This window comes from Salmonella sp. SSDFZ54, assembly GCF_004010735.1.
In the GTDB taxonomy this organism is placed as follows: domain Bacteria; phylum Pseudomonadota; class Gammaproteobacteria; order Enterobacterales; family Enterobacteriaceae; genus Salmonella; species Salmonella enterica.
The window spans coordinates 1,506,926-1,529,570 of record NZ_CP034819.1 but is presented as its reverse complement, the minus strand read 5'-3'; the positions used below and the strand labels follow the sequence as shown (position 1 = coordinate 1,529,570).

At 54.6% G+C, this 22,645-nt stretch carries 18 protein-coding genes; 12 read left to right on the top strand and 6 right to left on the bottom strand.

The window, feature by feature from the left end:
• Positions 1 to 66: 66 nt before the first annotated feature.
• The 12 genes from EOS97_RS07820 to trpS all read left to right on the top strand — a co-directional run bounded on the left by EOS97_RS07820 (position 67) and on the right by trpS (position 10,352).
• Positions 67 to 846 carry a hypothetical protein gene (locus EOS97_RS07820; protein WP_000874742.1) on the top strand — a complete coding sequence of 260 codons (780 nt, stop codon included), beginning with the start codon at positions 67 to 69 and terminating at the stop codon, positions 844 to 846.
• Positions 846 to 1,385, top strand: coding sequence for a PilN domain-containing protein (locus EOS97_RS07815; protein WP_000951385.1), 540 nt, complete (start codon positions 846 to 848; stop codon positions 1,383 to 1,385). Before EOS97_RS07820 ends, EOS97_RS07815 begins: the two co-directional genes overlap by 1 nt.
• Positions 1,369 to 1,842: a hypothetical protein gene (locus EOS97_RS07810; RefSeq protein ID WP_000992484.1), complete on the top strand. Its 474-nt coding sequence runs from the start codon at positions 1,369 to 1,371 to the stop codon at positions 1,840 to 1,842. Before EOS97_RS07815 ends, EOS97_RS07810 begins: the two co-directional genes overlap by 17 nt.
• Positions 1,832 to 2,233: a HofP DNA utilization family protein gene (locus EOS97_RS07805; RefSeq protein ID WP_000648115.1), complete on the top strand. Its 402-nt coding sequence runs from the start codon at positions 1,832 to 1,834 to the stop codon at positions 2,231 to 2,233. The genes EOS97_RS07810 and EOS97_RS07805 overlap by 11 nt, the downstream gene beginning before the upstream one ends.
• Entirely contained in the window at positions 2,148 to 3,386 is a 1,239-nt protein-coding gene (gene hofQ, locus EOS97_RS07800) for a DNA uptake porin HofQ (RefSeq protein WP_023165842.1), read from the top strand. Before EOS97_RS07805 ends, hofQ begins: the two co-directional genes overlap by 86 nt.
• Positions 3,387 to 3,850: 464 nt before the next feature.
• Complete coding sequence (aroK, locus tag EOS97_RS07790) at positions 3,851 to 4,372, top strand: shikimate kinase AroK (protein ID WP_000818621.1); 522 nt, start codon at positions 3,851 to 3,853, stop codon at positions 4,370 to 4,372.
• Positions 4,373 to 4,428: 56 nt separating this feature from the next.
• Positions 4,429 to 5,517 carry a 3-dehydroquinate synthase gene (aroB, locus tag EOS97_RS07785; RefSeq protein ID WP_000439824.1) on the top strand — a complete coding sequence of 363 codons (1,089 nt, stop codon included), beginning with the start codon at positions 4,429 to 4,431 and terminating at the stop codon, positions 5,515 to 5,517.
• Positions 5,518 to 5,614: 97 nt separating this feature from the next.
• On the top strand, positions 5,615 to 6,892 hold the full coding sequence (gene damX / locus EOS97_RS07780) for a cell division protein DamX (protein WP_000343147.1): 1,278 nt from the start codon (positions 5,615 to 5,617) through the stop codon (positions 6,890 to 6,892).
• A gap of 180 nt (positions 6,893 to 7,072) precedes the next feature.
• A complete protein-coding gene (gene dam, locus EOS97_RS07775; protein WP_000742132.1) occupies positions 7,073 to 7,909 on the top strand; it encodes an adenine-specific DNA-methyltransferase in 837 nt (278 codons plus the stop codon).
• Positions 7,910 to 7,926: 17 nt separating this feature from the next.
• Complete coding sequence (rpe, locus tag EOS97_RS07770; RefSeq protein WP_000816286.1) at positions 7,927 to 8,604, top strand: ribulose-phosphate 3-epimerase; 678 nt, start codon at positions 7,927 to 7,929, stop codon at positions 8,602 to 8,604.
• A complete protein-coding gene (gene gph / locus EOS97_RS07765) occupies positions 8,597 to 9,355 on the top strand; it encodes a phosphoglycolate phosphatase (RefSeq protein ID WP_000359652.1) in 759 nt (252 codons plus the stop codon). Before rpe ends, gph begins: the two co-directional genes overlap by 8 nt.
• Positions 9,348 to 10,352, top strand: a complete 1,005-nt coding sequence (gene trpS / locus EOS97_RS07760; RefSeq protein ID WP_000165562.1) for a tryptophan--tRNA ligase — start codon at positions 9,348 to 9,350, stop codon at positions 10,350 to 10,352. Before gph ends, trpS begins: the two co-directional genes overlap by 8 nt.
• 144 nt (positions 10,353 to 10,496) lie before the next feature.
• On the opposite strand, the gene EOS97_RS07755 is transcribed toward trpS, so the two are convergent.
• The 6 genes from EOS97_RS07755 to nirB all read right to left on the bottom strand — a co-directional run bounded on the left by EOS97_RS07755 (position 10,497) and on the right by nirB (position 22,444).
• On the bottom strand, positions 10,497 to 10,667 hold the full coding sequence (locus EOS97_RS07755) for a YhfL family protein (protein WP_000472323.1): 171 nt from the start codon (positions 10,665 to 10,667) through the stop codon (positions 10,497 to 10,499).
• A gap of 192 nt (positions 10,668 to 10,859) precedes the next feature.
• A complete protein-coding gene (locus EOS97_RS07750; RefSeq protein ID WP_060565562.1) occupies positions 10,860 to 16,781 on the bottom strand; it encodes an autotransporter domain-containing protein in 5,922 nt (1,973 codons plus the stop codon).
• Positions 16,782 to 17,118: 337 nt separating this feature from the next.
• The gene (cysG, locus tag EOS97_RS07745; RefSeq protein ID WP_000349891.1) at positions 17,119 to 18,492 is read right to left on the bottom strand and encodes a siroheme synthase CysG; all 1,374 of its coding nucleotides are present in this window, start codon (positions 18,490 to 18,492) and stop codon (positions 17,119 to 17,121) included.
• Positions 18,493 to 18,503: 11 nt separating this feature from the next.
• Positions 18,504 to 19,313, bottom strand: a complete 810-nt coding sequence (gene nirC / locus EOS97_RS07740) for a nitrite transporter NirC (protein ID WP_000493576.1) — start codon at positions 19,311 to 19,313, stop codon at positions 18,504 to 18,506.
• Positions 19,314 to 19,577: 264 nt separating this feature from the next.
• Positions 19,578 to 19,904, bottom strand: coding sequence for a nitrite reductase small subunit NirD (nirD, locus tag EOS97_RS07735; RefSeq protein WP_000084817.1), 327 nt, complete (start codon positions 19,902 to 19,904; stop codon positions 19,578 to 19,580).
• Positions 19,901 to 22,444 carry an NADPH-nitrite reductase large subunit gene (gene nirB, locus EOS97_RS07730; RefSeq protein ID WP_000049260.1) on the bottom strand — a complete coding sequence of 848 codons (2,544 nt, stop codon included), beginning with the start codon at positions 22,442 to 22,444 and terminating at the stop codon, positions 19,901 to 19,903. The genes nirD and nirB overlap by 4 nt, the downstream gene beginning before the upstream one ends.
• Positions 22,445 to 22,645: the final 201 nt, after the last annotated feature.

Here is a 22,645-nt window from a genome sequence, read left to right as displayed (position 1 = left end):
TATAAAGGCAAGCCAGACGCATTGATATACCCGTTAACGCGACGGGTGATAAGGAGATCGACCGTTATGGCTTTTAAAACCTGGCAAATAGGATTGCATATTCAGCAGCATGAAGCGCTGGCCATCGCCGTTATTCGCGGCGCATCGGGCTGGTCCCTGCAACGTTGGTGGCGACTGCCGCTGATGAACGCCTCCACGGCAGAGGGTACGATTCCTGACCCGCAATCGCTGGCTCACGTACTGCGACCCTGGAGCCGTGAGCTGCCGCTACGTCACCGTATTTATCTCTCTTTTCCCGCAAATCGGACATTGCAACGCGCTTTTCCACATCCGCCGATGCGTCTGCGGGAACGTGAGCAAGTCGCATGGCTTTCACAAACGATGGCGCGTGAGCTGGATATGGATCCGGACTTATTGCGTTTCGACTTTCAGGATGATGCGCTAAGTCCCGCGTTCAACGTTACCGCCGTGCAAAGCAAAGAAATTTCAGCGCTGTTAACGCTGGCGCAAACGCTCAATGTGCGCATCGCTGCTGTAACACCCGATGCCTGCGCGTTACAGCGCTTGCTGCCGTTTATACCTTCGGGGCGGCAATGTCTGGTCTGGCGCGATGAGAGCCAGTGGCTGTGGGCGACGCGCTATGCGTGGGGGCGTAAATCGGCGCGCGAGGCGACGACGCTGCATGATCTTGCCGCGACGTTATCCGTCGTGCCGGAACATATTTCGTTATGCGCCGAAGGCGAATTCGACCCCTGGCGCGTCGTTACCGTCCGCCAACCGCCGGTTCCGCCGGACGGTTATCGCTTTGCGATTGCGCTGGGTTTAGCCATGGGGGAGATACGCTGATGGCGCATTCTGTCAATTTGCTCCCCTGGCGGCGCCAACATTACGTAGCGCGTCTGCGGCTGTGGTGCGTGGTATGGGGCGCGTCCCTGCTGCTGATAGCAAGCCTCGCGACGATCGCCCGGTTGGTTTTTTGGCAGGAGGGGAGGATTAATGAACTGCTACTGACGGCGGAAAACGGACGCACGACGGCGCTTGCGGCGAACATACCGCAGTTGCAGCAGCGTCAGCGGCAGCAACAGGCGCGATTACAACGTCAGGCGCAGCGTGAACTGACGCAAGCCTGGCAATCTATCTTGATTGACCTTGCCAACCTGTTGCCAGAGCAGGCATGGCTGACAAGCCTCAATTATCAGCAAGAGACGCTAGAGCTGGAAGGGCTGGCGAGAACGTTTGACGCCTTGCTCACGCTTGAGACATCGCTTCGTCACTATGTCAGTTTTCCGCTAAACCGCACGGGCGCCACGCGGCAGGATGCGCAAGGGCGCTGGCAGTTCCATTATCAGTTAACGAGGAGCGCCGCCCGTGAACGCGCTCTTTGATATCTGGTACGGGATGTCGCGCCGTGGTCGGGTTTTTTGTTGGTGTGCAGGCGTGCTGTGCCTGACGCTGACGGTTGCGTTATCTGTGGGCTATCCCGGCTGGAAGACGCTGGATACGCAACAAACGCGGTTAAGCCAGCAGCGCGAGGCCGCCCGGCAACAGTGGCGTCATCTGCGCCGTCTGAGCGTCGCGGCTGAACCGCTTTTCGGGGGCACCGTTGAAAATCCGCGTCCTTTTTCGCCGTTAGATTTCCAGGCGCCTCCCCTGCGTTTGCTGCACTGGCAGCCATCGGCGCAGGGGGGAGAAATAGCGCTGAAAACGTCCTGGGATGCGGTGCCGTCGCTGTTTGTCCGGTTGGCCGAAAGCGAGATGAGCGTAAGTCGGTTTTCATTGCGTAAAGAGGGGGCGGAATTATTGATGACGCTGCAACTGGAGCGCCTGGCGAATGAAGGCTAGCCGCGGTGTATTGCTCTGTTTTTGTTTGCTGACGTTGACGGGAATGCGCGATCCCTTCCGCCCGCCGGAAGATCGCTGCCGGATAGCGGAACTCTCGCAGTGGCGGTATCAGGGCGCGGTGCGTAAAGGCGAGCGATGGACAGGCATTCTTAAAGACAGCCAGCAAAAATGGCGACGAGTGGAAGAAGGGCAGACGCTGGAAAACGGTTGGACGATTGTCCGCCTGACGGCGGAAGCCTTAACGTTAACGACCGGTAAAAATTGTGCGCCGCCGCAGTGGCGGTGGCTACGTCAGGGAGCGGACAATGAAGCGATGGATAGCCATAATACTGATAGCCTTGATGCCCGCCGCGCAGGCGGGAAAAGCGGCGAAAGTGACGCTGGTGGTTGACGACGTCCCTGTGGTGCAGGTTTTGCAGGCTTTAGCCGAGCAGGAGCGGCAGAATCTGGTGGTGTCGCCGGACGTCAGCGGGACATTATCGCTACATCTGACGGATGTGCCGTGGAAACAGGCGCTACAGACGGTGGTCAATAGCGCGGGGCTGGTGCTGCGTCAGGAGGGGAATATTCTCCATGTTCATTCACAGGCCTGGCAGAAAGAACACAGTGCGCGGCAGGATGCCGAGCGGTTAAGGCTTCAGGCTAATTTACCGCTGGAAAACCGCAGCATTAGCCTGCAATACGCCGATGCCGCCGAACTGGCGAAAGCGGGCGAGAAACTCCTGAGCGCGAAGGGAACCATCATGGTAGATAAGCGCACCAACCGCCTGCTGTTGCGCGATAACCGCGCGGCCCTGGCGGAGCTGGAAAAATGGGTATCGCAAATGGATCTGCCGGTGGCGCAGGTGGAACTGGCGGCGCATATCGTCACCATTAACGAAAAGAGTCTACGGGAACTGGGCGTAAAGTGGACGCTGGCTGACGCGACGCAAGCGGGCGCGGTGGGTGACGTGACGACGCTTTCCAGTGATTTATCCGTCGCCGCCGCCACCTCACGCGTCGGGTTTAACATCGGGCGCATTAACGGACGCTTGCTGGATCTGGAGCTGTCAGCGCTGGAGCAAAAGCAGCAGTTGGATATTATCGCCAGCCCCCGGCTGCTGGCTTCCCATCTGCAGCCAGCCAGTATTAAGCAAGGCAGCGAAATTCCTTATCAGGTTTCCAGCGGCGAAAGCGGCGCGACCTCCGTGGAATTTAAAGAAGCGGTGCTGGGAATGGAGGTGACGCCCACCGTTTTGCAAAAAGGGCGCATCCGCCTGAAGTTACATATCAGCCAGAATGTCCCCGGTCAGGTACTACAACAGGCTGACGGCGAAGTGCTGGCGATAGATAAACAGGAAATTGAAACGCAGGTAGAGGTAAAAAGCGGCGAGACGCTGGCGCTGGGCGGTATTTTTTCGCGAAAAAATAAATCGGGTAGCGATAGCGTGCCACTGTTGGGGGATATTCCCTGGCTTGGTCAGCTCTTCCGCCATGACGGCAAAGAGGACGAGCGACGCGAATTAGTGGTGTTTATCACCCCCAGACTGGTGGCGACAGAATAATTTATGCATAAAAAAGCGCTGTTTTTGCACTGAACGCATCTGCGGGATTTGACGTGCGGATGTATTTAGCATACAAGGAGTACCGATTTGAGAGTCGTGCTTTTCGTTGCTTACGCATTGATTAATGCGCTTTGCCTTGCCTAAGGTGTGCATAAGACCGATGATAAACGGCTGAATGTCCGCTGATGCAGATGTATTGGTTCTGCGGATTGCGCACAATTGTTTGAAAGTAGAACAATTTGTAGGCCGGATATGTTGTTCTGGCCGCCATCCGGCAACGCTAACTCGGGTTTTGCAACAATCAGGCTTGGTGATTTATTCAGTTGCCAAACCCGCTTGAGTATTGAGATAATTTTCAGTCTGACTCTCGCAATATCTTATGAGGTTTCAGTTCATGTCCTGCTGCGCTGGGTGTCTGTGAAGCGGGTTTACCATTAACGAATAGTCTTAGTAGTACCGAAAAAATGGCAGAGAAACGCAATATCTTTCTGGTTGGGCCTATGGGTGCCGGAAAAAGCACTATTGGGCGCCAGTTAGCTCAACAACTCAATATGGAATTTTACGATTCTGATCAAGAGATTGAGAAACGAACCGGAGCTGATGTGGGCTGGGTCTTCGATGTTGAAGGTGAAGACGGCTTCCGTAATCGTGAAGAAAAAGTTATCAACGAATTGACGGAAAAACAGGGTATTGTGCTGGCAACCGGCGGTGGCTCTGTAAAATCGCGTGAAACGCGTAACCGTCTCTCCGCGCGTGGCGTCGTGGTCTACCTTGAAACGACCATCGAAAAACAACTGGCGCGCACGCAGCGTGATAAAAAACGCCCGCTGTTGCAGGTTGAAGCACCGCCTCGCGAAGTTCTGGAAGCGCTGGCTAACGAACGCAATCCGCTGTACGAAGAGATTGCCGACGTCACCATTCGCACCGACGATCAAAGCGCTAAGGTTGTGGCAAACCAGATTATTCATATGCTGGAAAGCAACTAATTCAAGCAGAATACGCTGGGTAAGCGGGCACAAGTAACTAAGGTGGATGTCGCGTCATGGAGAGGATTACAGTCACTCTCGGGGAACGTAGTTACCCGATCACCATCGCGGCTGGTTTGTTTAACGAACCAGCTTCATTCTTGCCGCTGAAATCAGGCGATCAGGTCATGTTAGTGACCAACGAAACCCTGGCGCCGCTTTATCTGGACAAGGTTCGCGGCGTACTCGAACGGGCGGGCGTTAACGTAGACAGCGTGATTCTTCCTGACGGCGAGCAGTATAAGAGCCTGACGGTGCTGGATACGGTGTTTACGGCGTTACTGAAAAAACCGCATGGTCGTGATACCACGCTGGTCGCGCTTGGCGGCGGCGTGATTGGCGATCTCACCGGTTTTGCGGCGGCCAGCTACCAGCGAGGCGTTCGTTTCATCCAGGTGCCAACTACCTTACTGTCGCAGGTTGATTCTTCCGTGGGCGGGAAGACCGCCGTCAACCATCCCCTTGGCAAAAACATGATTGGCGCGTTTTACCAACCCGCTTCTGTGGTTGTCGATCTTGATTGCCTGAAAACGCTTCCCGCACGCGAACTGGCATCGGGACTGGCAGAGGTGATCAAATACGGCATTATACTTGACGCGGACTTCTTCACCTGGCTTGAGGGTAATCTGGATGCGCTATTGCGTCTGGACGGCCCGGCGATGGCGTACTGTATTCGTCGTTGTTGCGAGCTGAAAGCCGAAGTTGTTGCCGCCGACGAGCGTGAAGCGGGCTTACGTGCTTTACTGAATCTTGGACATACCTTTGGCCACGCCATTGAAGCGGAAATGGGATATGGCAATTGGTTACATGGTGAAGCCGTTGCCGCAGGTATAGTGATGGCTGCGCGCGCATCCGAGCGTTTGGGGCAGTTCAGTTCTGCTGATACGCAGCGCATCATCGCTCTACTCGAACGGGCCGGGTTGCCAGTCAATGGCCCTTGCGAGATGTCCGCGCAGGACTATTTGCCGCACATGCTGCGAGATAAAAAAGTGTTAGCGGGGGAGCTGCGTTTAGTGCTTCCGCTGGCCATAGGGAAAAGTGAAGTGCGCGGCGGAGTGTCGCACGAAGTCGTTCTTAGCGCGATTGCTGACTGTCAGCAGGCGTAACAACAAGAAAGGTCAGACTGATATTGCGTAGATGTCAGTCTTTTAGCTTCAGGTTATGTGCAATGTCGTAAGCATTAACCTTTGAGTGGGGTGTTAAATGGATGAATTCAAACCAGAAGACGAGCTGAAACCCGATCCCAGCGATCGTCGTACTGGTCGTTCTCGTCAATCTTCAGAACGCGATAATGAGCCGCAGATCAACTTTGATGACGTTGATCTGGACGCCGACGATCGCCGTCCGACGCGTACGCGTAAAGCGCGTAGTGAAGAACCTGAAGTTGAAGAAGAGTACGAATCCGATGAAGACGATACGGTGGACGAAGAGCGTGTTGAACGCCGCCCACGTAAGCGTAAAAAAGCGGCCCATAAGCCAGCCTCTCGTCAGTACATGATGATGGGCGTTGGCGTACTGGTGCTGCTGCTGTTGATTATCGGTATCGGCTCCGCGCTGAAAGCCCCCTCTACGTCTTCCAGCGAGCCGTCGGCCTCTGGCGAAAAGAGTATCGATCTTTCCGGTAACGCCGCCGATCAGGCGAATGCGACCCAGCCTGCGCCGGGCGCCACCTCCGCAGAACAAACCGCGGGCAATACGTCGCAGGATATTTCGTTGCCGCCGATTTCTTCAACGCCGACGCAGGGACAGTCGCCTGTGGTTGCTGACGGTCAGCAGCGCGTGGAAGTGCAGGGCGATCTGAATAATGCGCTGACGCAGAATCCAGAGCAGATGAACAATGTTGCGGTGAACTCTACGTTGCCGACAGAGCCTGCAACCGTCGCGCCAGTTCGCAATGGCAGCACGACGCGTCAGGCGGCGGTTAGCGAACCTACCGAGCGTCATACCACGCGTCCGGAACGTAAACAGGCCGTCATTGAACCTAAGAAACCGCAGACCACGGCGAAAACCACCACTGCGGAACCGAAGAAACCGGTCGCGCCAGTGAAACGCACGGAACCGGCAGCGCCAGCCGCGACGCCGAAAGCGACCACCACGACGGCTGCGCCGACAGCGACGGCAAGCGCTGCGCCGGTACAAACAGCGAAGCCAGCGCAAGCCTCGACGACGCCTGTCGCAGGCGGCGGGAAAAGCGCCGGCAACGTTGGCGCATTAAAGAGCGCGCCATCCAGCCACTACACATTGCAGCTCAGTAGTTCTTCAAATTACGACAACCTGAACGGTTGGGCGAAGAAAGAGAACCTGAAAAATTATGTGGTATACGAGACGACGCGTAATGGACAACCGTGGTATGTGCTGGTAACGGGGATGTATGCTTCGAAAGAAGATGCTAAACGTGCGGTGTCCACCTTACCTGCCGATGTGCAGGCGAAAAACCCGTGGGCAAAACCGTTGCATCAGGTTCAGGCCGATCTGAAATAATCCAGGCTGTGTCCTGCAATTGCCTGTGAGTGTCGCTGACAGCTATTTTTGTTCAGGACAGGCGCGAGGGGCGCATTTGCTACCGTCAAATGCGCCGTAAAGCAACGCGGCACAGCCTAAAGCGCAGGATGCTGTCGGAGCTTTCTCCACAGCCGGAGAAGGTGTAATTAGTTAGTCAGCATGAAAAAAAATCGCGCTTTTTTGAAGTGGGCAGGGGGAAAATACCCTCTGCTTGATGATATCAAACGACATTTGCCAAAAGGCGAGTGCCTTGTCGAACCTTTTGTGGGTGCCGGATCGGTGTTTCTTAACACCGACTTTTCTCGTTATATCCTCGCCGATATCAACAGCGACCTTATTAGCCTCTATAACATCGTGAAGTTACGTACTGACGAGTACGTACAGGCTTCGCGCGAGCTGTTTATGCCTGAAACTAACCAGGCTGAGGTCTATTACCAACTCCGTGAGGAGTTCAACACCTGCCAGGACCCCTTTCGTCGGGCGGTACTGTTTTTATATCTGAATCGCTACGGTTATAACGGACTCTGTCGCTATAACTTGCGCGGGGAATTTAATGTACCGTTTGGTCGTTATAAAAGACCTTACTTCCCGGAAGCGGAGTTGTACCACTTTGCAGAAAAAGCGCAGAATGCGTTCTTTTACTGTGAGTCATACGCAGACAGTATGGCGCGTGCGGACAAGTCGTCGGTGGTCTATTGCGATCCGCCTTATGCGCCGTTGTCCGCCACGGCTAACTTCACAGCGTATCACACCAATAGTTTTAGCCTGACGCAACAAGCGCATCTGGCGGAAATCGCTGAGAATCTGGTCAGTAACCGGATACCGGTGCTCATTTCCAACCATGATACGGCGCTCACACGCGAGTGGTATCAACTCGCAAAATTGCATGTCGTCAAAGTTAGACGCAGTATAAGCAGCAACGGCGGCACACGTAAAAAGGTGGACGAACTGCTGGCTCTGTACCAACCAGGAGTCGCAACGCCTGCAAGAAAATAATTCTCAAGGAGAAGCGGATGAAACAGTATTTGATTGCCCCCTCAATTCTGTCGGCTGATTTTGCTCGCCTGGGTGAAGACACCGCCAAAGCGCTGGCTGCCGGTGCTGATGTTGTACACTTTGACGTCATGGATAATCACTATGTGCCGAACCTGACTATCGGCCCGATGGTGCTGAAATCCCTGCGTCAGTACGGTATTACCGCGCCAATTGATGTCCACCTGATGGTCAAGCCAGTCGACCGTATCGTGCCCGACTTTGCCGCCGCTGGCGCGAGCATCATTACTTTTCACCCGGAAGCCTCCGAACATGTTGACCGCACGCTACAGTTGATTAAAGAACACGGCTGTAAAGCGGGGCTGGTATTCAACCCGGCAACGTCGCTCAGTTATCTCGATTACGTCATGGACAAACTGGATGTGATCCTGCTGATGTCCGTGAACCCAGGCTTCGGCGGCCAGTCTTTTATTCCGCAGACGCTGGATAAACTGCGCGAAGTGCGTCGCCGCATTGATGCCTCCGGTTACGACATTCGCCTGGAAGTGGACGGCGGCGTGAAGGTGAACAATATCGGCGAGATCGCCGCAGCAGGTGCGGACATGTTTGTTGCGGGGTCGGCAATTTTCGATAAACCCGACTACAAAAAAGTGATTGATGAAATGCGCAGTGAGCTGGCAAAGGTAAGTCATGGATAAGTTGCAGAATATTCGGGGCGTCGCCTTTGATCTTGACGGTACGCTGGTGGATAGCGCGCCGGGTCTTGCCGCGGCGGTGGATATGGCGCTGTATGCGCTGGAACTGCCGGTCGCGGGCGAGGAGCGCGTAATTACCTGGATTGGTAACGGCGCAGACGTATTGATGGAACGCGCGCTGACCTGGGCTCGCGAGGAGCGCGCCACGCTGCGTAAGACGATGGGGAAACCGCCCGTTGATGAAGATATTCCTGCCGAGGAACAGGTACGCATTCTGCGTAAACTGTTCGACAGGTATTATGGCGAAGTGGCGGAAGAAGGCACCTTTTTATTTCCGCATGTCGCCGACACGCTGGGCGCGCTGCACGCCAGCGGATTGTCATTAGGTCTGGTGACGAATAAGCCAACGCCGTTCGTCGCGCCGTTGCTGGAATCGCTTGATATCGCCAAATACTTTAGTGTGGTTATCGGCGGCGATGATGTGCAAAATAAGAAGCCGCATCCGGAGCCGCTGTTGCTGGTGGCAAGCCGGCTGGGCATGATGCCGGAGCAGATGCTTTTTGTCGGCGATTCGCGTAATGATATTCAGGCTGCAAAAGCGGCGGGCTGCCCTTCGGTTGGCCTGACATACGGCTACAATTATGGCGAAGCGATCGCTCTTAGCGAGCCGGACGTCATTTATGACAGTTTTAACGATCTTTTGCCCGCACTTGGGCTTCCGCATAGCGATAACCAGGAAATAAAAAATGACTAAGCCCATCGTTTTTAGTGGCGCACAGCCCTCAGGTGAATTGACCATTGGCAACTATATGGGGGCATTGCGTCAGTGGGTAAACATGCAGGATGACTATCATTGCATCTACTGCATCGTAGACCAACATGCTATTACCGTGCGTCAGGACGCGCAGCAGCTACGTAAAGCGACGCTGGATACGCTGGCGCTGTACCTGGCATGTGGTATTGATCCTGAAAAGAGCACTATTTTTGTTCAGTCCCATGTGCCGGAACATGCGCAGCTTGGCTGGGCGCTGAACTGCTATACCTATTTCGGCGAGCTGAGCCGTATGACGCAGTTTAAAGATAAATCTGCGCGCTATGCGGAAAACATTAACGCCGGCCTGTTTGATTACCCGGTGCTGATGGCGGCAGACATCCTGTTGTACCAAACCAATCTGGTGCCGGTAGGCGAAGATCAGAAGCAGCATCTGGAACTGAGCCGCGATATCGCCCAGCGTTTCAACGGGCTGTATGGCGATATTTTCAAAGTACCGGAACCGTTTATTCCAAAATCCGGCGCGCGCGTGATGTCGCTGCTGGAGCCGACAAAGAAAATGTCCAAATCGGACGATAACCGTAATAACGTGATCGGCCTGCTGGAAGATCCGAAATCGGTAGTGAAGAAAATCAAACGTGCGGTCACTGACTCCGACGAGCCGCCGGTAGTGCGTTATGATGTGAAAGAGAAAGCGGGTGTCTCTAACCTGCTGGATATTCTTTCCGCCGTGACCGGTCAGAGCATTCCTGAACTGGAAAAACAGTTTGAAGGTAAAATGTATGGCCATTTGAAAGGCGAAGTGGCGGAGGCGGTTTCCGGAATGCTGTCTGAGTTGCAGGAGCGCTATCACCGTTTCCGCAACGACGAAGCGTTCTTGCAGAAGGTGATGAAAGACGGGGCGGAAAAAGCCAGCGCACGTGCGGCCGAAACGCTGAAAGCCGTTTACGAAGCCATTGGCTTTGTGGCGAAACCGTAAGGGTTATTGCTTGCCCGATGGCGCGAGCTTATCGGGCCTACAAACGAGCGTAAGTTGGACAAGGCATCTGCGCCGTACCGTTTATCAGACCTGTAAAAAAACCGGGAAAATCCCGGTTTTTTTGTATCTGCGCAGTCGTTTCTATTATTGATCGGCAGCCGGGCCGCAACCGCCAATAATTTTAGAAATAGAAATTGCAGGGTGCAGCAAATAATCGTAGCTGCAGTTATTTTTTTTGTTTTCGATATGACCAGTACAAGCAGTGAGCGTCGCCAGAACCCCTGCCACAACGGCAATTTTTACAAATTTAAACATTTCAAAATCCTTGTTGATAAAACGAGCACTACTGGTGGAATAAATATAAGATCTATTTAGCGTATAGTACGATAGCAATTAATGAATCATCCAGGTAGTCCAAATAAGGACTTTATCTTTACCAGGGGATATGATTTAAAAAGGCCGCTTAATAATAAGCGGCCTTTATTAGTGTTATATAATGTCGTTTATTTAACGAAATGTTTTCTTAACGTTAAGCATAAAGCCTTTATCGCTGATACCGTCTTCCTTCCACTGGTAGGCATCCAGATGTAGCGCGGTATCATTGCTGCTGTATTTCACGCCGATGGTTGCCAGACCATTAACGCCGCCGCCTTTTTGACCGTCATCCACGCCGAACGATTGACCCGCCGCACCCTGTAATGACGCTGTACGCTGGCTCTTGCTGTAGCTCAGGTTCGGGCCGCCTTCCAGGGTAGCGGTGGCGCTCCAGCCGTCTTTCCCAGCGTAATCCAGCTTCAGGCCGACAATAGAGTCTACCGCCGTTTCGTTGCCAGAGTTCATGGACAGGTTAAAATCTCCGGCGCTGCGCTCTTTGTAGCCATCTTCCATGGTGTGACGGAATTTCACTCCGGCATACGGCGTGACTTTCAGCGTATCACTCATCATGGTGAAAGTTTTCGCCCCTTCACTGCGAAACTCAAGGTACTGCTGACGCATGTCGGAATCGGCAATTTTGTTGACATCGCCATAGGCGACGGAGCGGCTGCTGTCGAGGTTATGCACGTCATAACGCAGGCTGTTGTTCCACGCCAGACCTTCATCAAACGCCATGCTGTGCTTCAGGCCAAAGAACTGGCTGTAGCCACCGGTCAGGCCGTTATCGCCTGCGGTTTTCGAACCGTCGCCATCCAGACGCGCAATACCGTACTCCAGCGTCAGATTCTGGCTGGCGGTGAGATCCAACGTCTGGCGTAATGCCAGCATGTCGTACTGGGTGTCGTTGCCCAGCTCCGCACGTGGGTCGCCTTTCGCTACGACGTTGAACGCCAGGCCATCTTTGATCTGCGGCGCGGCGTCGGCCAGCATGGTAAAGCGGTTGCTGAGTACACGCGCTTCACGGAATACCGTGGTGGCTTGGGCACCGCTCACCTGCTTGAGTGCGCTGTTCAGCTCGGCGGTAGTACCCACGTTGAGGCTGGTGTACAGCTCGTTGTTGGTGTAACCGGCGTCCAGCGCCTGCGCCACGTCGCTTACCGAGCTGTCGGTCGCCACATCGGCATAGGCGTTTTTGGTCATGGTGACGTCAACGTTGCCGTCGGCATCCTGGCTACCCTGGGCGTTCCAGACTACGGAAGTGGACTGAATCGCGCCTGCGTCGGACAGGTTGCTGCCCTCAACCACGTTGTCAAAGCTGACGGTGGTGTCGGCGGTGCCTGCGGTGAACCCGGTGTTAATTTCCACACCGTTCATGCTGGCGTTGCTGACCTTAAGCTTACCGGCGCTGCCGTCGGCGTTAGTGCCAACCACATAACCGTTCAGGTTGTTGGACGTGCCATCGGTGGTGGAGCCGGAAGTCATGTTACCGTCAGGTTCAACCGGCGTTCCCGGCAACGTATAGTCGGCATAATGCGCCTCGTCGCTGTTGCCGTTATTACCGTTTGTCCCTTCGACGTTAACGCTGTCACCCTGTTTAATGAGGCCGGAACCCGTCACGTTATCGTCAATGACGACCGTACCGTTATTGACCACATGACCTGCGCCCGCCACGCTGAACGCGTAAGAGTTATTGGCGTGAATATTAATCGTGCCGTTGTTCTCAATAACCGCGTCGGCGGTGGCATTTTTATCCAGCGCCATCGCCACCATACCCGTGTCGGTGGTGCCTTCTGTACCCAGTTCAATGGTGCCGTTGTTGACCAGTTGCGCATTCTTGCCGCCATACATACCGTAAGCGTTATTACCGCTGATATTCATGGTGCCGTCGTTGACCGCCACGTAATTGCTGTTGGCAGAAAAATCTACCGCGCGGCCATTATCCGCATCGTAGTTGATAACGCCGTTTGACTGGTTCCAGAAGAACGCGTGTTGATCCGGCGCGCTGCTTGCGCCACCGGCCGCATAAGCCAGTGTCGCCGTGGTAGCATTGACCGTACCGTCATTGATGAATGTAGCGCCTGCGCCCCAATAGTTAATCGCCCCCTTATTGGAGGTTGCCGTAAGATCCATCGTCCCTGTGTTATACAGCGTTCCGTTATTCGGATTCAGGTGAATGGCGTTTTTGTTGTTATCAAGGATCAGCGTGCCGGTATTAAAGAATTGTGCGTAATCGTTAATTTCCAGCATTGAGGCGTTGGTCGCGTCTGTTGCGGAGCCAAGCTGGAAGGTACCATCGTTGATGATGGCGCTATTCGCACCGGTGACTTTGGCGCCGGAGGTCATGGTGCCATCCGTGCCGTTAGTTAATACGCCGCCGGTCGTCAGGCTACGGCTGTCAATGGTGCCATTATTAACGATATCACCGCCATTTTGCGTCAGTTTACCGCTTATGGTGCCATCATTGACAAGGTTACCGGATACCTTGGTATCGCTATTGATAACACCGCTGTCGTTGTTGGTCAGCGTGCCGCTATCCAGGACTGTGATTGGCTTGCCGCTGACCTCTCCGGCATTATTGACGTTCCCTGTCACCACGGCGTTATTTTCAAGCGTGGTGCTTGTTCCGGCATCGGCAATAGTTGCGCCATCCGTGTAAGGGATTGAAACGTCACCGTTTGTTGGATTGTACTCTTCACTGTTTTGGCAATCGTCGCCAAAGCAGACCTGGCCATAGTTAATAATCAGGCCACTGCCGTCGGTCAGGAAGGGCTGGCCGTAATCGGCATCAATATTGATGATGCCGCTGGTGTCATTGATGACGGCGCCGCCGCTGAGCGCCGCCATCCCGACCAACTCGTTTGCCTGGCCGGTAACGCCGTCATCGGCGGTCAGGGTGATTACGCCCTGGTTAATGGCGGTACCGCCGTTGAGCGCCATCATGCCGAACCCGGCGTTGTTAACGGTAATGGTGCCGGTGTTGATAGCGGTGGCGTCGCCATAACCGCCATCGGTGGAGCCCGCTACCATTGCGGAACTGGTGACATAAAGTTGCGGCGGCGCCCAGTAAGTTTTGTTGGTGATATGGTTTTCATCATCCAGCGTCGGGACTAAACCGTCCAGGTAAATATCCCCGGCATTGGACGCCGTGCCTTTACTGGCGGATACGCCATATACTCCTGCGCCCTGCAAATATATGTGGGCGCCGGCATCGTTACTCACCTCGCCGTAACCCTCCGCCAGCATGGCGTAAAGCGTGTTGTTGCGCCACGCAAGCGGGAATCCGAATGCGCCACCATCCACAACCGGAGTTAATGACGACACTACCGTGATGGTTCCTCCCGTTTCATTGCTGAACGTGGAGCCCTGGCCATTGGCGGCGGTGATTGCATTACGGTTATCCTCACCGGTTGTGGCATAGGCGGTAATATCGCCGCTGTTTCCTCCCTGTGCGCCGCTGTTCGCCAGCAACAAAGAGACCGCGCCATTATCCACGATCGTTCCCTGATTATTGATCGTGGAGCCCTGACCCGTGGCGGTTAAGAGCGCATTTTCCATGTAATAACCAGCAGGCAGAAGTGTGCTGTTGACATTAATCGTTGAGCTTTGGTCTAACGTTAAGTTGCCGCCGTTTTGCACATAGGCCAGCGTCACCGCGCCGCCGGTGACGCTGGTAATATCAAGCGTGGACTGACCGCTTAGCGTTACGCTGCTGTCGCCGTTGATATTTATGCCGACAACGGGCGATTCGATGCCATCAGCATCCTGGGTGTAGTTGATATTAATACCGCCAGTTAAGTCCACGGAATTACCATCACCCGTTACACTAAGGCCAACGGCATTCAGATATTGCCCGTCTACATTACTCATATCGCTGACGTTAATGTTGAGCGTGCCGGTGAGATCCACCTGATTATTGTCGCCGCTGACGGACATCCCCTGCAGGGTATCAGTGCTGCCAGCCATCACGCTGTCGTTGTCATAATCGCCGTTGACTGTGACGTTACCGACAATATCCAGCGTGTTGTTATCCCCCGTAATGTCGATACCCGTTGCGCCACGATAGACGCTATCGCTGTCTTCGACGGCGGTTACATTGATATCGCCATCCAGCGTAACCTGTGACATATCTCCGCTCACCTGCGTACCGGTGCCGTTAAGGCTGACGTCGATATCCCCTTTATTTTTGAAGGTATTTTTTTCGCCTGCAATCACAAAACCCACCGAGTCCGCATCACGCACGGTGGCGTTGCCGGTATTTTTTGCTTCATTTCCGGTGCCGTAGGTGATGATACCCATCGCGCCGTCGGTGACCAGCAGATCGCCCGCCTGGGTCAGGCTGCCGTTGTCGCCATTGATAATCACGGCGGCAGAGTCCGCGCCATCCACCGCGATATCGCCGGTATTGGTGATATGGGCGTCGTCGCCGTCAATTCGCGTACCGACGGCGCCGTCAGAGATAGTTTGATTACCTTCGTTGATAACGAGCGCGTTGTCGCCATCGATATACAGCGCCGTGGCGTCTGCGCCGCTGACGGTGGTGCTCCCGGCGTTATCGATAACCACGTCGTCGCCGGTAATGTGGGCGCCTGTGCCGCCGTCGGTGATGGTCATATCACCGTCGTTGTTGACGCGGGCGTTATTGCCGTCAATGACGGTGCCGGTGGAGCCTGCGCCGCTGATGTTAGATGTACCGGTATTCTTAATCGTGGCGTTGTCACCGTCGATGATGATGGCGGTGCCGCCGCCGCTCACGGCAATGTCACCGGCGAAATTAGTGGTGGTGCCGTTGCCGGAAATCAGCGCGCCGGTGGCGTTGTCCACCGTTGAGTGGCCAGAAATGGTGTTGGTGGTGCCGTCGCCGGAGATAACCATGCCGGTGGCACCGTCGGTCACACTGGAGTCCCCGGTGAGCGTGTTGACGGTTCTATCGCCGGAAATAATCACGCCGGTGCGATCCTGGCCGCTGATATCCATGCCGCGATCGGAGTTATGCGCCTGGTCATCGCCGCTGATAACGGTGGTTTTATCGTCGGCAATAATCAGATAGCCACGGCTGTCGTACTTCCAGTAGAGACCGTTTTCCTGGGTGCCTTCAATCACGGCGGCATTGGCGTCGGTCACGTCCCAGTCGGTGACGTTCAGCGTTTTGCCGTCCGCGGTGGTGAGCTGCCACTGGTTGTCCTGTTCTGAATAATTCCACACGGCACCCTCGAGAACGCTGCCGTTATCCAGTTTGAAGCTATCGAAGGTCAGGGTGTCTTTGCCTTTATCGATGGTGACGCCGTTGCTGAAGGTAATAACCGAGTCATCCGGGGGCGTGTCGTCGTCATCGCCGCTATCATCGGGCGGGGTTACATCGTCATCGCCGCTATCATCGGGCGGGGTCACATCGTCATCGCCGCTATCGTCAGGCGGGGTTACATCGTCATCGCCGCTATCGTCGGGCGGGGTTACATCGTCATCGCCGCTATCGTCGGGCGGGGTTACATCGTCATCGCCGCTATCGTCAGGCGGGGTTACATCGTCATCGCCGCTATCGTCGGGCGGGGTTACATCGTCATCGCCGCTATCATCAGGCGGGGTTACATCGTCATCGCCGCTATCGTCGGGCGGGGTTACATCGTCATCGCCGCTATCGTCGGGTGGGGTCACATCGTCATCGCCGCTATCATCGGGCGGGGTCACATCGTCATCGCCGCTATCGTCGGGCGGGGTGACGTTGCCGCCATCGTCGGGCGGGGTAACGTCGCCGCCATTATCGGGCGTAGGGGGGGTATAAGAATGATTAGAATCTCCGCCACCGTTATTTTCAACGCCAATAGCCACACCTGCGACCAGTGCAGCAACGCCGCCAGCAACCCAGCCCCAGTGATTATCATTTTCAGGTGTAGCAAGGCAGGTCGGTGAGAGTTTTGCGCGTTTTTCTTTAGGCAGGGAGGAGATATTACTGGGACATTCTTTTTCATCATCGTTATTTTCTGCGGCGATGGCCGGAATGTAATAACTTTGTAGCGTTAAAGCGATAGCGATAGAAATAAGTTTTTTCTTTTGCATAGGGTTCATCCTTAATTAATATTTTCCTTGCGTACTAAACATATGCAGAGAGCGATACAGGCAATGATGAAATGGCCAGAAGAAAAATTATGCTTTAGTGTTTATTTTATCACCCGATAACCAGATCAGGTCAAATTGAGTGCTTAACGGTGTTATTTATTGTATGAATGAATAAGAGGTGAATTTGACGAGTAAAAGGGTTTTTAGGCAGAATTATTACTATTTAAATTTTTCTGGTGTATTTAAAGTTGATTTCTTAATTCACTTTTAAGTAAAAATAATTTGAGATTACGAGTAGTTGTAAAATAAAGCCCTGTTATTCAGGGCTTTATTTTAATTAATAATTAGAGAACCAATTTAATTTATCGCGTAAGCCAACGACCCGGCCAACGATAATCAGCGCCGGGCTTTCAACCTGTTGCGCTAATTCACCGAGCTGCGTCAGCACACCGTGGACGACGCGTTGCTTCACAGAGGTACCGTTTTCTACCAGCGCAACCGGCATATCGGCCTGCATACCGAATGCGATCAGTTTTTCCTGGATAGTCGCTGCCTGATTCAGCCCCATGTAGAACACCAGCGTCTGTTTTTCTGCCGCCAGGTTTTCCCAGTCCAGCTCGCCGCCGGTTTTCAGGTGACCCGTGACCAGACGTACGCTCTGGGCGTAATCGCGATGGGTTAGCGGAATACCGGAGTAGGCGGAGCAGCCGGAAGCCGCGGTAATCCCCGGCACTACCGAGAAAGGAATACCGGCATGACACAGCGTTTCCAGCTCTTCGCCGCCGCGACCAAAGATAAAGGGATCGCCGCCTTTCAGGCGTACCACGCGTTTACCTTTTTGCGCTTCACGCAGCAGGATCTGGTTGATTTCTTCCTGTGGGACGCAGTGGTAACCTGCGCGTTTCCCCACAAAGACCCGATCGGCATCGCGGCGTACCAGGTTCATAATGTCGTCGGAGACGAGGCGATCGTAAACCACGATATCCGCCTGTTGGATTTGTTGTAACCCTTTCAGCGTCAGCAGTCCGGCATCGCCCGGCCCGGCACCGACCAGCACGACTTCGCCACGGTGATCCAGCGGTTCGCTAAACAGGCGTTCGGTTGTCGCGTTAACCGCTTTCTCATCGGCATTCGCCAGCGACTGCGCCAGCCGGTCATTGACGAAAAATTTTTCCCAGAAGCGACGACGTTCGCCCATCGTGGCAAACTGCTTTTTCACTCGGGCGCGGAGTTGCCCGGCATAGCGCGCGACCTGCCCCAGATGCTGCGGCAGCAGCGATTCCAGTTTCTCGCGCAGCAGACGCGCCAGCACCGGGGAAGAGCCGCCCGAGGAGACGGCGACCATCAGCGGCGAGCGGTCAATAATGGAGGGCATGATAAAGCTGGCGGCTTTCGGCGCATCCACCACGTTGCAGAAGATACGGCGTGACTCCGCCGCGTCGCTGACACGCTGGTTGACGGTATCGTCGTCAGTGGCCGCGATCGCCAGCCAACACGAGTCGAGAAGCGTTTCGTCGAACGGACCCTCAACCAGAGTCAACATGCCTTCATTTGCCCATACGGTGAACTGTGGAATGAAGGTTAGCGCATTGACCGTTAAACGTGCGCCTGCTTCCAGCAGTAACCGTGCTTTGCGTTCTGCGACATCGCCACCGCCGACGATCAGACAGTCGCGGTCGCGTAATTGACAAAATATAGGCAAATGGTCCACGACATTACCCCTTAATGGTTGGCTGTAACCTTAATTTGGTTGGTTTTTTGCGGAACAGGACGCTCCGATTTCGGCGTAGCATACCAATAACCCAATCCCATGAACACGACGCCGGACAAAGTATTACCCAGAGTGACCCATAACAGGTTGTGTCCGATTCCGGACAGGGTATAGGCGTCGCTGTGATGACCAAACCAGGAGAGGGCGAACAGCGTCATATTCGCGACGGAGTGCTCGTAGCCGGAAGCGATAAACGCCAGCAGACACCACCAGATAGCAAGAAATTTTGCCGTGCCTTCGGTGCGGATCGCCATCCAGATTGCCAGACAAACCAGCCAGTTACACAGCGCGCCTTTGAAGAACAGTACCGTGGCGGGCGCGGTGGTTTTCGCCAGCGCGACTGAGTGAACGATGCTGGTATCAACCGGCAACAAACTGCCGCCGCCCCAGCTGTAAAGCAGGGCGACAAACACGGAACCGACCAGGTTGCCGAGCCAGGTTTGCGGCAGGATAGCCCACATTTGACCGTGGCTGATGGTGCCTGCTTTGACGCCCAGCGTCAGGAACATGGTGTGGCCGGTAAACAGTTCGGAACCGGCGATGATGACCAGCGTTAAGGCGATACCGAAGGTCGCTCCCATCACCAAAGGACGCACGGACGGGTCGAGCAGATTGCCGAGGGTGAAAATAAGAATGATGCCGAGACCGACATAAGCCCCGGCCATTGCCGAACTGACCCAGAAGCCGAGCGGATTATTCGCCGACAGGCGTGCGATGCGCGCAGCGTTAGCCGCACACTTATTGATAGTGTCTGTAAACATTTGATTATCCTTTTCTCACTTCATCCTTTGCACTGCCTCTTTGTTGGCTGCCCTCGCTCACCCCAGTCACATAGTGAACTATGCTCCTGGGGATTAATGAGGGACATCCTTGTCCCTCACCGAAGGCAGCCAGCGGCTGTTCAAATTCGTTCCTGACGAATTTGTTGCTCAGTTGCCGCCGCGATGCAGTACAAATGATTTTGTGATAACAATTAAAATGAAAAAAATACAAAAAAGGGGAGGCGTTGCGCCTCCCAAAAATAATTAACCGCGCAACTGCACCACGCCGTCTTTCACCCGCGCGTCGTACTGTTTCACAGAGAACTGCTCATCTTCCATGCACAAACCATCGCTCAGGCGGAAGCGCTGCTTTTTCAGCGGGCTGGCGACCCACAGTTCGCCCTGGTGTTCCGCAATCAGTCCACGAGACAGCACACTGGCCTCAAAGAACGGGTCGATGTTGCTGATCGCAAACACCTGATCGCTATGGTAAGGACGGAAAATCGCCACCTGTTCGCCGCCTGACAGCGCGCAGACGCCGGTTCCCGGCAGGATGTCATCGATTTTGCAGATGTTTTGCCACTGGCTCATGCGTTTTCCTCCACCAGAGTGACCGGGATACGTTCATACGGCGTGGCCGGACGATGTTGTTCGCGTTCTGGAACGACCTGGACATTTGGGTCGCGCTTGTCGCTGTTGATAAAGTGCTTAAAGCGAACCTGTGCGGATGGGGTGTTAACGGTTTCTGTCCACTCGCAGACCACCGCTTCACGCAGACGGGCCATCTCTTCTTCCAGATGTTCGTTCAGGCCCAGCTTATCGTCGATGATGACCGATTTCAGATACTCGATGCCGCCTTCCAGGTTGTCTAACCACGGCGCGGTACGGGTCAGTTTGTCGGCAGTACGGATGTAGAACATCATAAAGCGGTCGAGATACTTGAGCAGCGTGTCGCGATCGAGATCGGCTGCCAGCAGATCCGCATGACGCGGTTTCATCCCGCCGTTACCGCAGACGTACAGGTTCCAGCCTTTCTCCGTGGCGATGATACCCACATCTTTGCCCTGCGCTTCCGCACATTCACGGGTACAGCCGGAGACGCCGAACTTCATTTTGTGCGGGGTACGAATGCCTTTGTAGCGGTTTTCCAGCTCCACGCCGAAACCGACGCTGTCGCCCACGCCGTAGCGGCACCAGGTGCTGCCGACGCAGGTTTTCGCCATCCGCAGCGCTTTGGCGTACGCGTGACCGGTTTCGAAACCCGCTTCAATCAGCTGACGCCAGATTTCCGGCAGATCGTCTTTTTGCGCGCCAAACAGACCGATACGCTGAGAACCGGTAATTTTGGTATAGAGGTTAAACTCGCGGGCGATACGCCCCACGGCCACCAGACCTTCCGGGGTGATTTCACCGCCAGCGGAGCGCGGGATCACCGAGTAAGTACCGTCTTTCTGGATATTCGCCAGGAAGTTATCGTTAGTATCCTGTAGCGGCGTGTGCTGCGGTTTGAGGATGTATTCGTTCCAGCACGACGCCAGCAGCGAACCGACGGTCGGCTTACACACTTCGCAGCCGTAGCCTTTACCGTGTTTCGCCAGCAGTTCTTCAAAGGTTTTAATGCCTTCCACGCGTATTAAGTGGAACAGTTCCTGACGAGAATAAGCAAAGTGCTCGCACAGGTTGTTGTTGACTTCAATACCCTGTTTCGCCAGTTCGGCGTTCAGTACCTGCGTCACCAGCGGGATGCAGCCGCCGCAGCCGGTTCCGGCTTTGGTTTCCGCTTTCAGCGCCGCCACGGTATGGCAGCCTTTATTGATAGCGGCGATCAGATCGCCTTTAGTCACATCGAAGCAGGAGCAGATCTGCGCGCTGTCCGGCAGTTTATCCACGCCGATAGCGGGTTTACCACTGCCCGCGTGCGACGGCAGGATCAGCGAATCCGGGTTTTCCGGCAGTTCGATGGCGTTCAGTACCAGTTGCAGCAAATTGCCGTAATCGCTGGTGTCGCCGACCAGTACTGCGCCGAGCAGAGTTTTGTTATCTTCGCTGACAATAAGACGTTTGTAGACTTCTTTGCTTTCATCGAGGTAAACGTAGCTACGCGCGCCCGGCGTGCGGCCATGCGCGTCGCCGATGCCGCCGACGTCCACGCCCAGCAGCTTCAGCTTGGCGCTGAGATCCGCCCCTTCAAAGGCGTTTTCACTGCCGAGGATATGGTCAACGGCGACCTGGGCCATTTTATAGCCTGGTGCGACCAGACCGTAAACGCGGTTGTTCCAACTGGCGCACTCGCCGATAGCGTAGATATTCGGGTCAGACGTCTGGCAGGTGTCGTTAATCACGATACCGCCGCGCTGCGCGACGGCCAGGCCGCACTGGGTAGCCAGCTTGTCGCGGGGGCGAATACCGGTAGAGAAGACGATAAAATCGACTTCCAGCTCGCTGCCATCGGCAAAACGCATAGTCTTACGCGCTTCGTTACCCTGCTGAACAATCTCTTGCGTGTTTTTACTGGTGTGTACACGCACGCCCATGCTTTCGATCTTGCGACGTAGCTGCTCGCCGCCCATCTGATCGAGCTGCTCCGCCATCAGCATTGGCGCAAATTCAATGACGTGCGTTTCCACGCCGAGGTTTTTCAGCGCGCCAGCGGCTTCCAGCCCCAGCAGACCGCCGCCGACCACCGCCCCGCGCTTGCTGCGACGGGCGCAGGCTTCGATAGCGTTGAGGTCTTCAATGGTACGGTAAACGAAGCAATCCTGGGTTTCGGAGCCTTTAATCGGCGGGATCCACGGATAGGAACCGGTCGCCATGATCAGCTTGTCATAATAAACGGTACGACCCGCGCTGGAGTGAATCACTTTCTCCTGACGGTTAATGGTAATTGCGCGTTCGCCAACCAGTACCTTCACGCCGTGCTTCTCGTAAAATCCTTCACGCACCAGAGAGAGCTCTTCCGCGGTGTGGTGAGAGAAGTAGGATGACAGGTGGACACGGTCATAGGCTTTACGGGGTTCTTCACAGAACACGGTAATGTCGAACAGGCTAGCGTCGGATTTATCAAGGAGATCCTCAATAAAGCGGTGGCCGACCATACCATTACCGATAATAGCGAGTCTGACTTTGCTCATTTTTGCCTCGATTTCTTTTCTATTACCGCCTACCTTAACGATTCAGCAACCCCGCTTATTGATGTAAATCAAATTCACCTTTATATACCTCTTAATGGGTATATGGCTGATTTGTCTGGATTTTTATAAGTGGCGGAATTGTCAGGCTTTTCAGGTTTGTACAAATAACATACAAAATGAGGGGTTTTTAGACCAACAGGC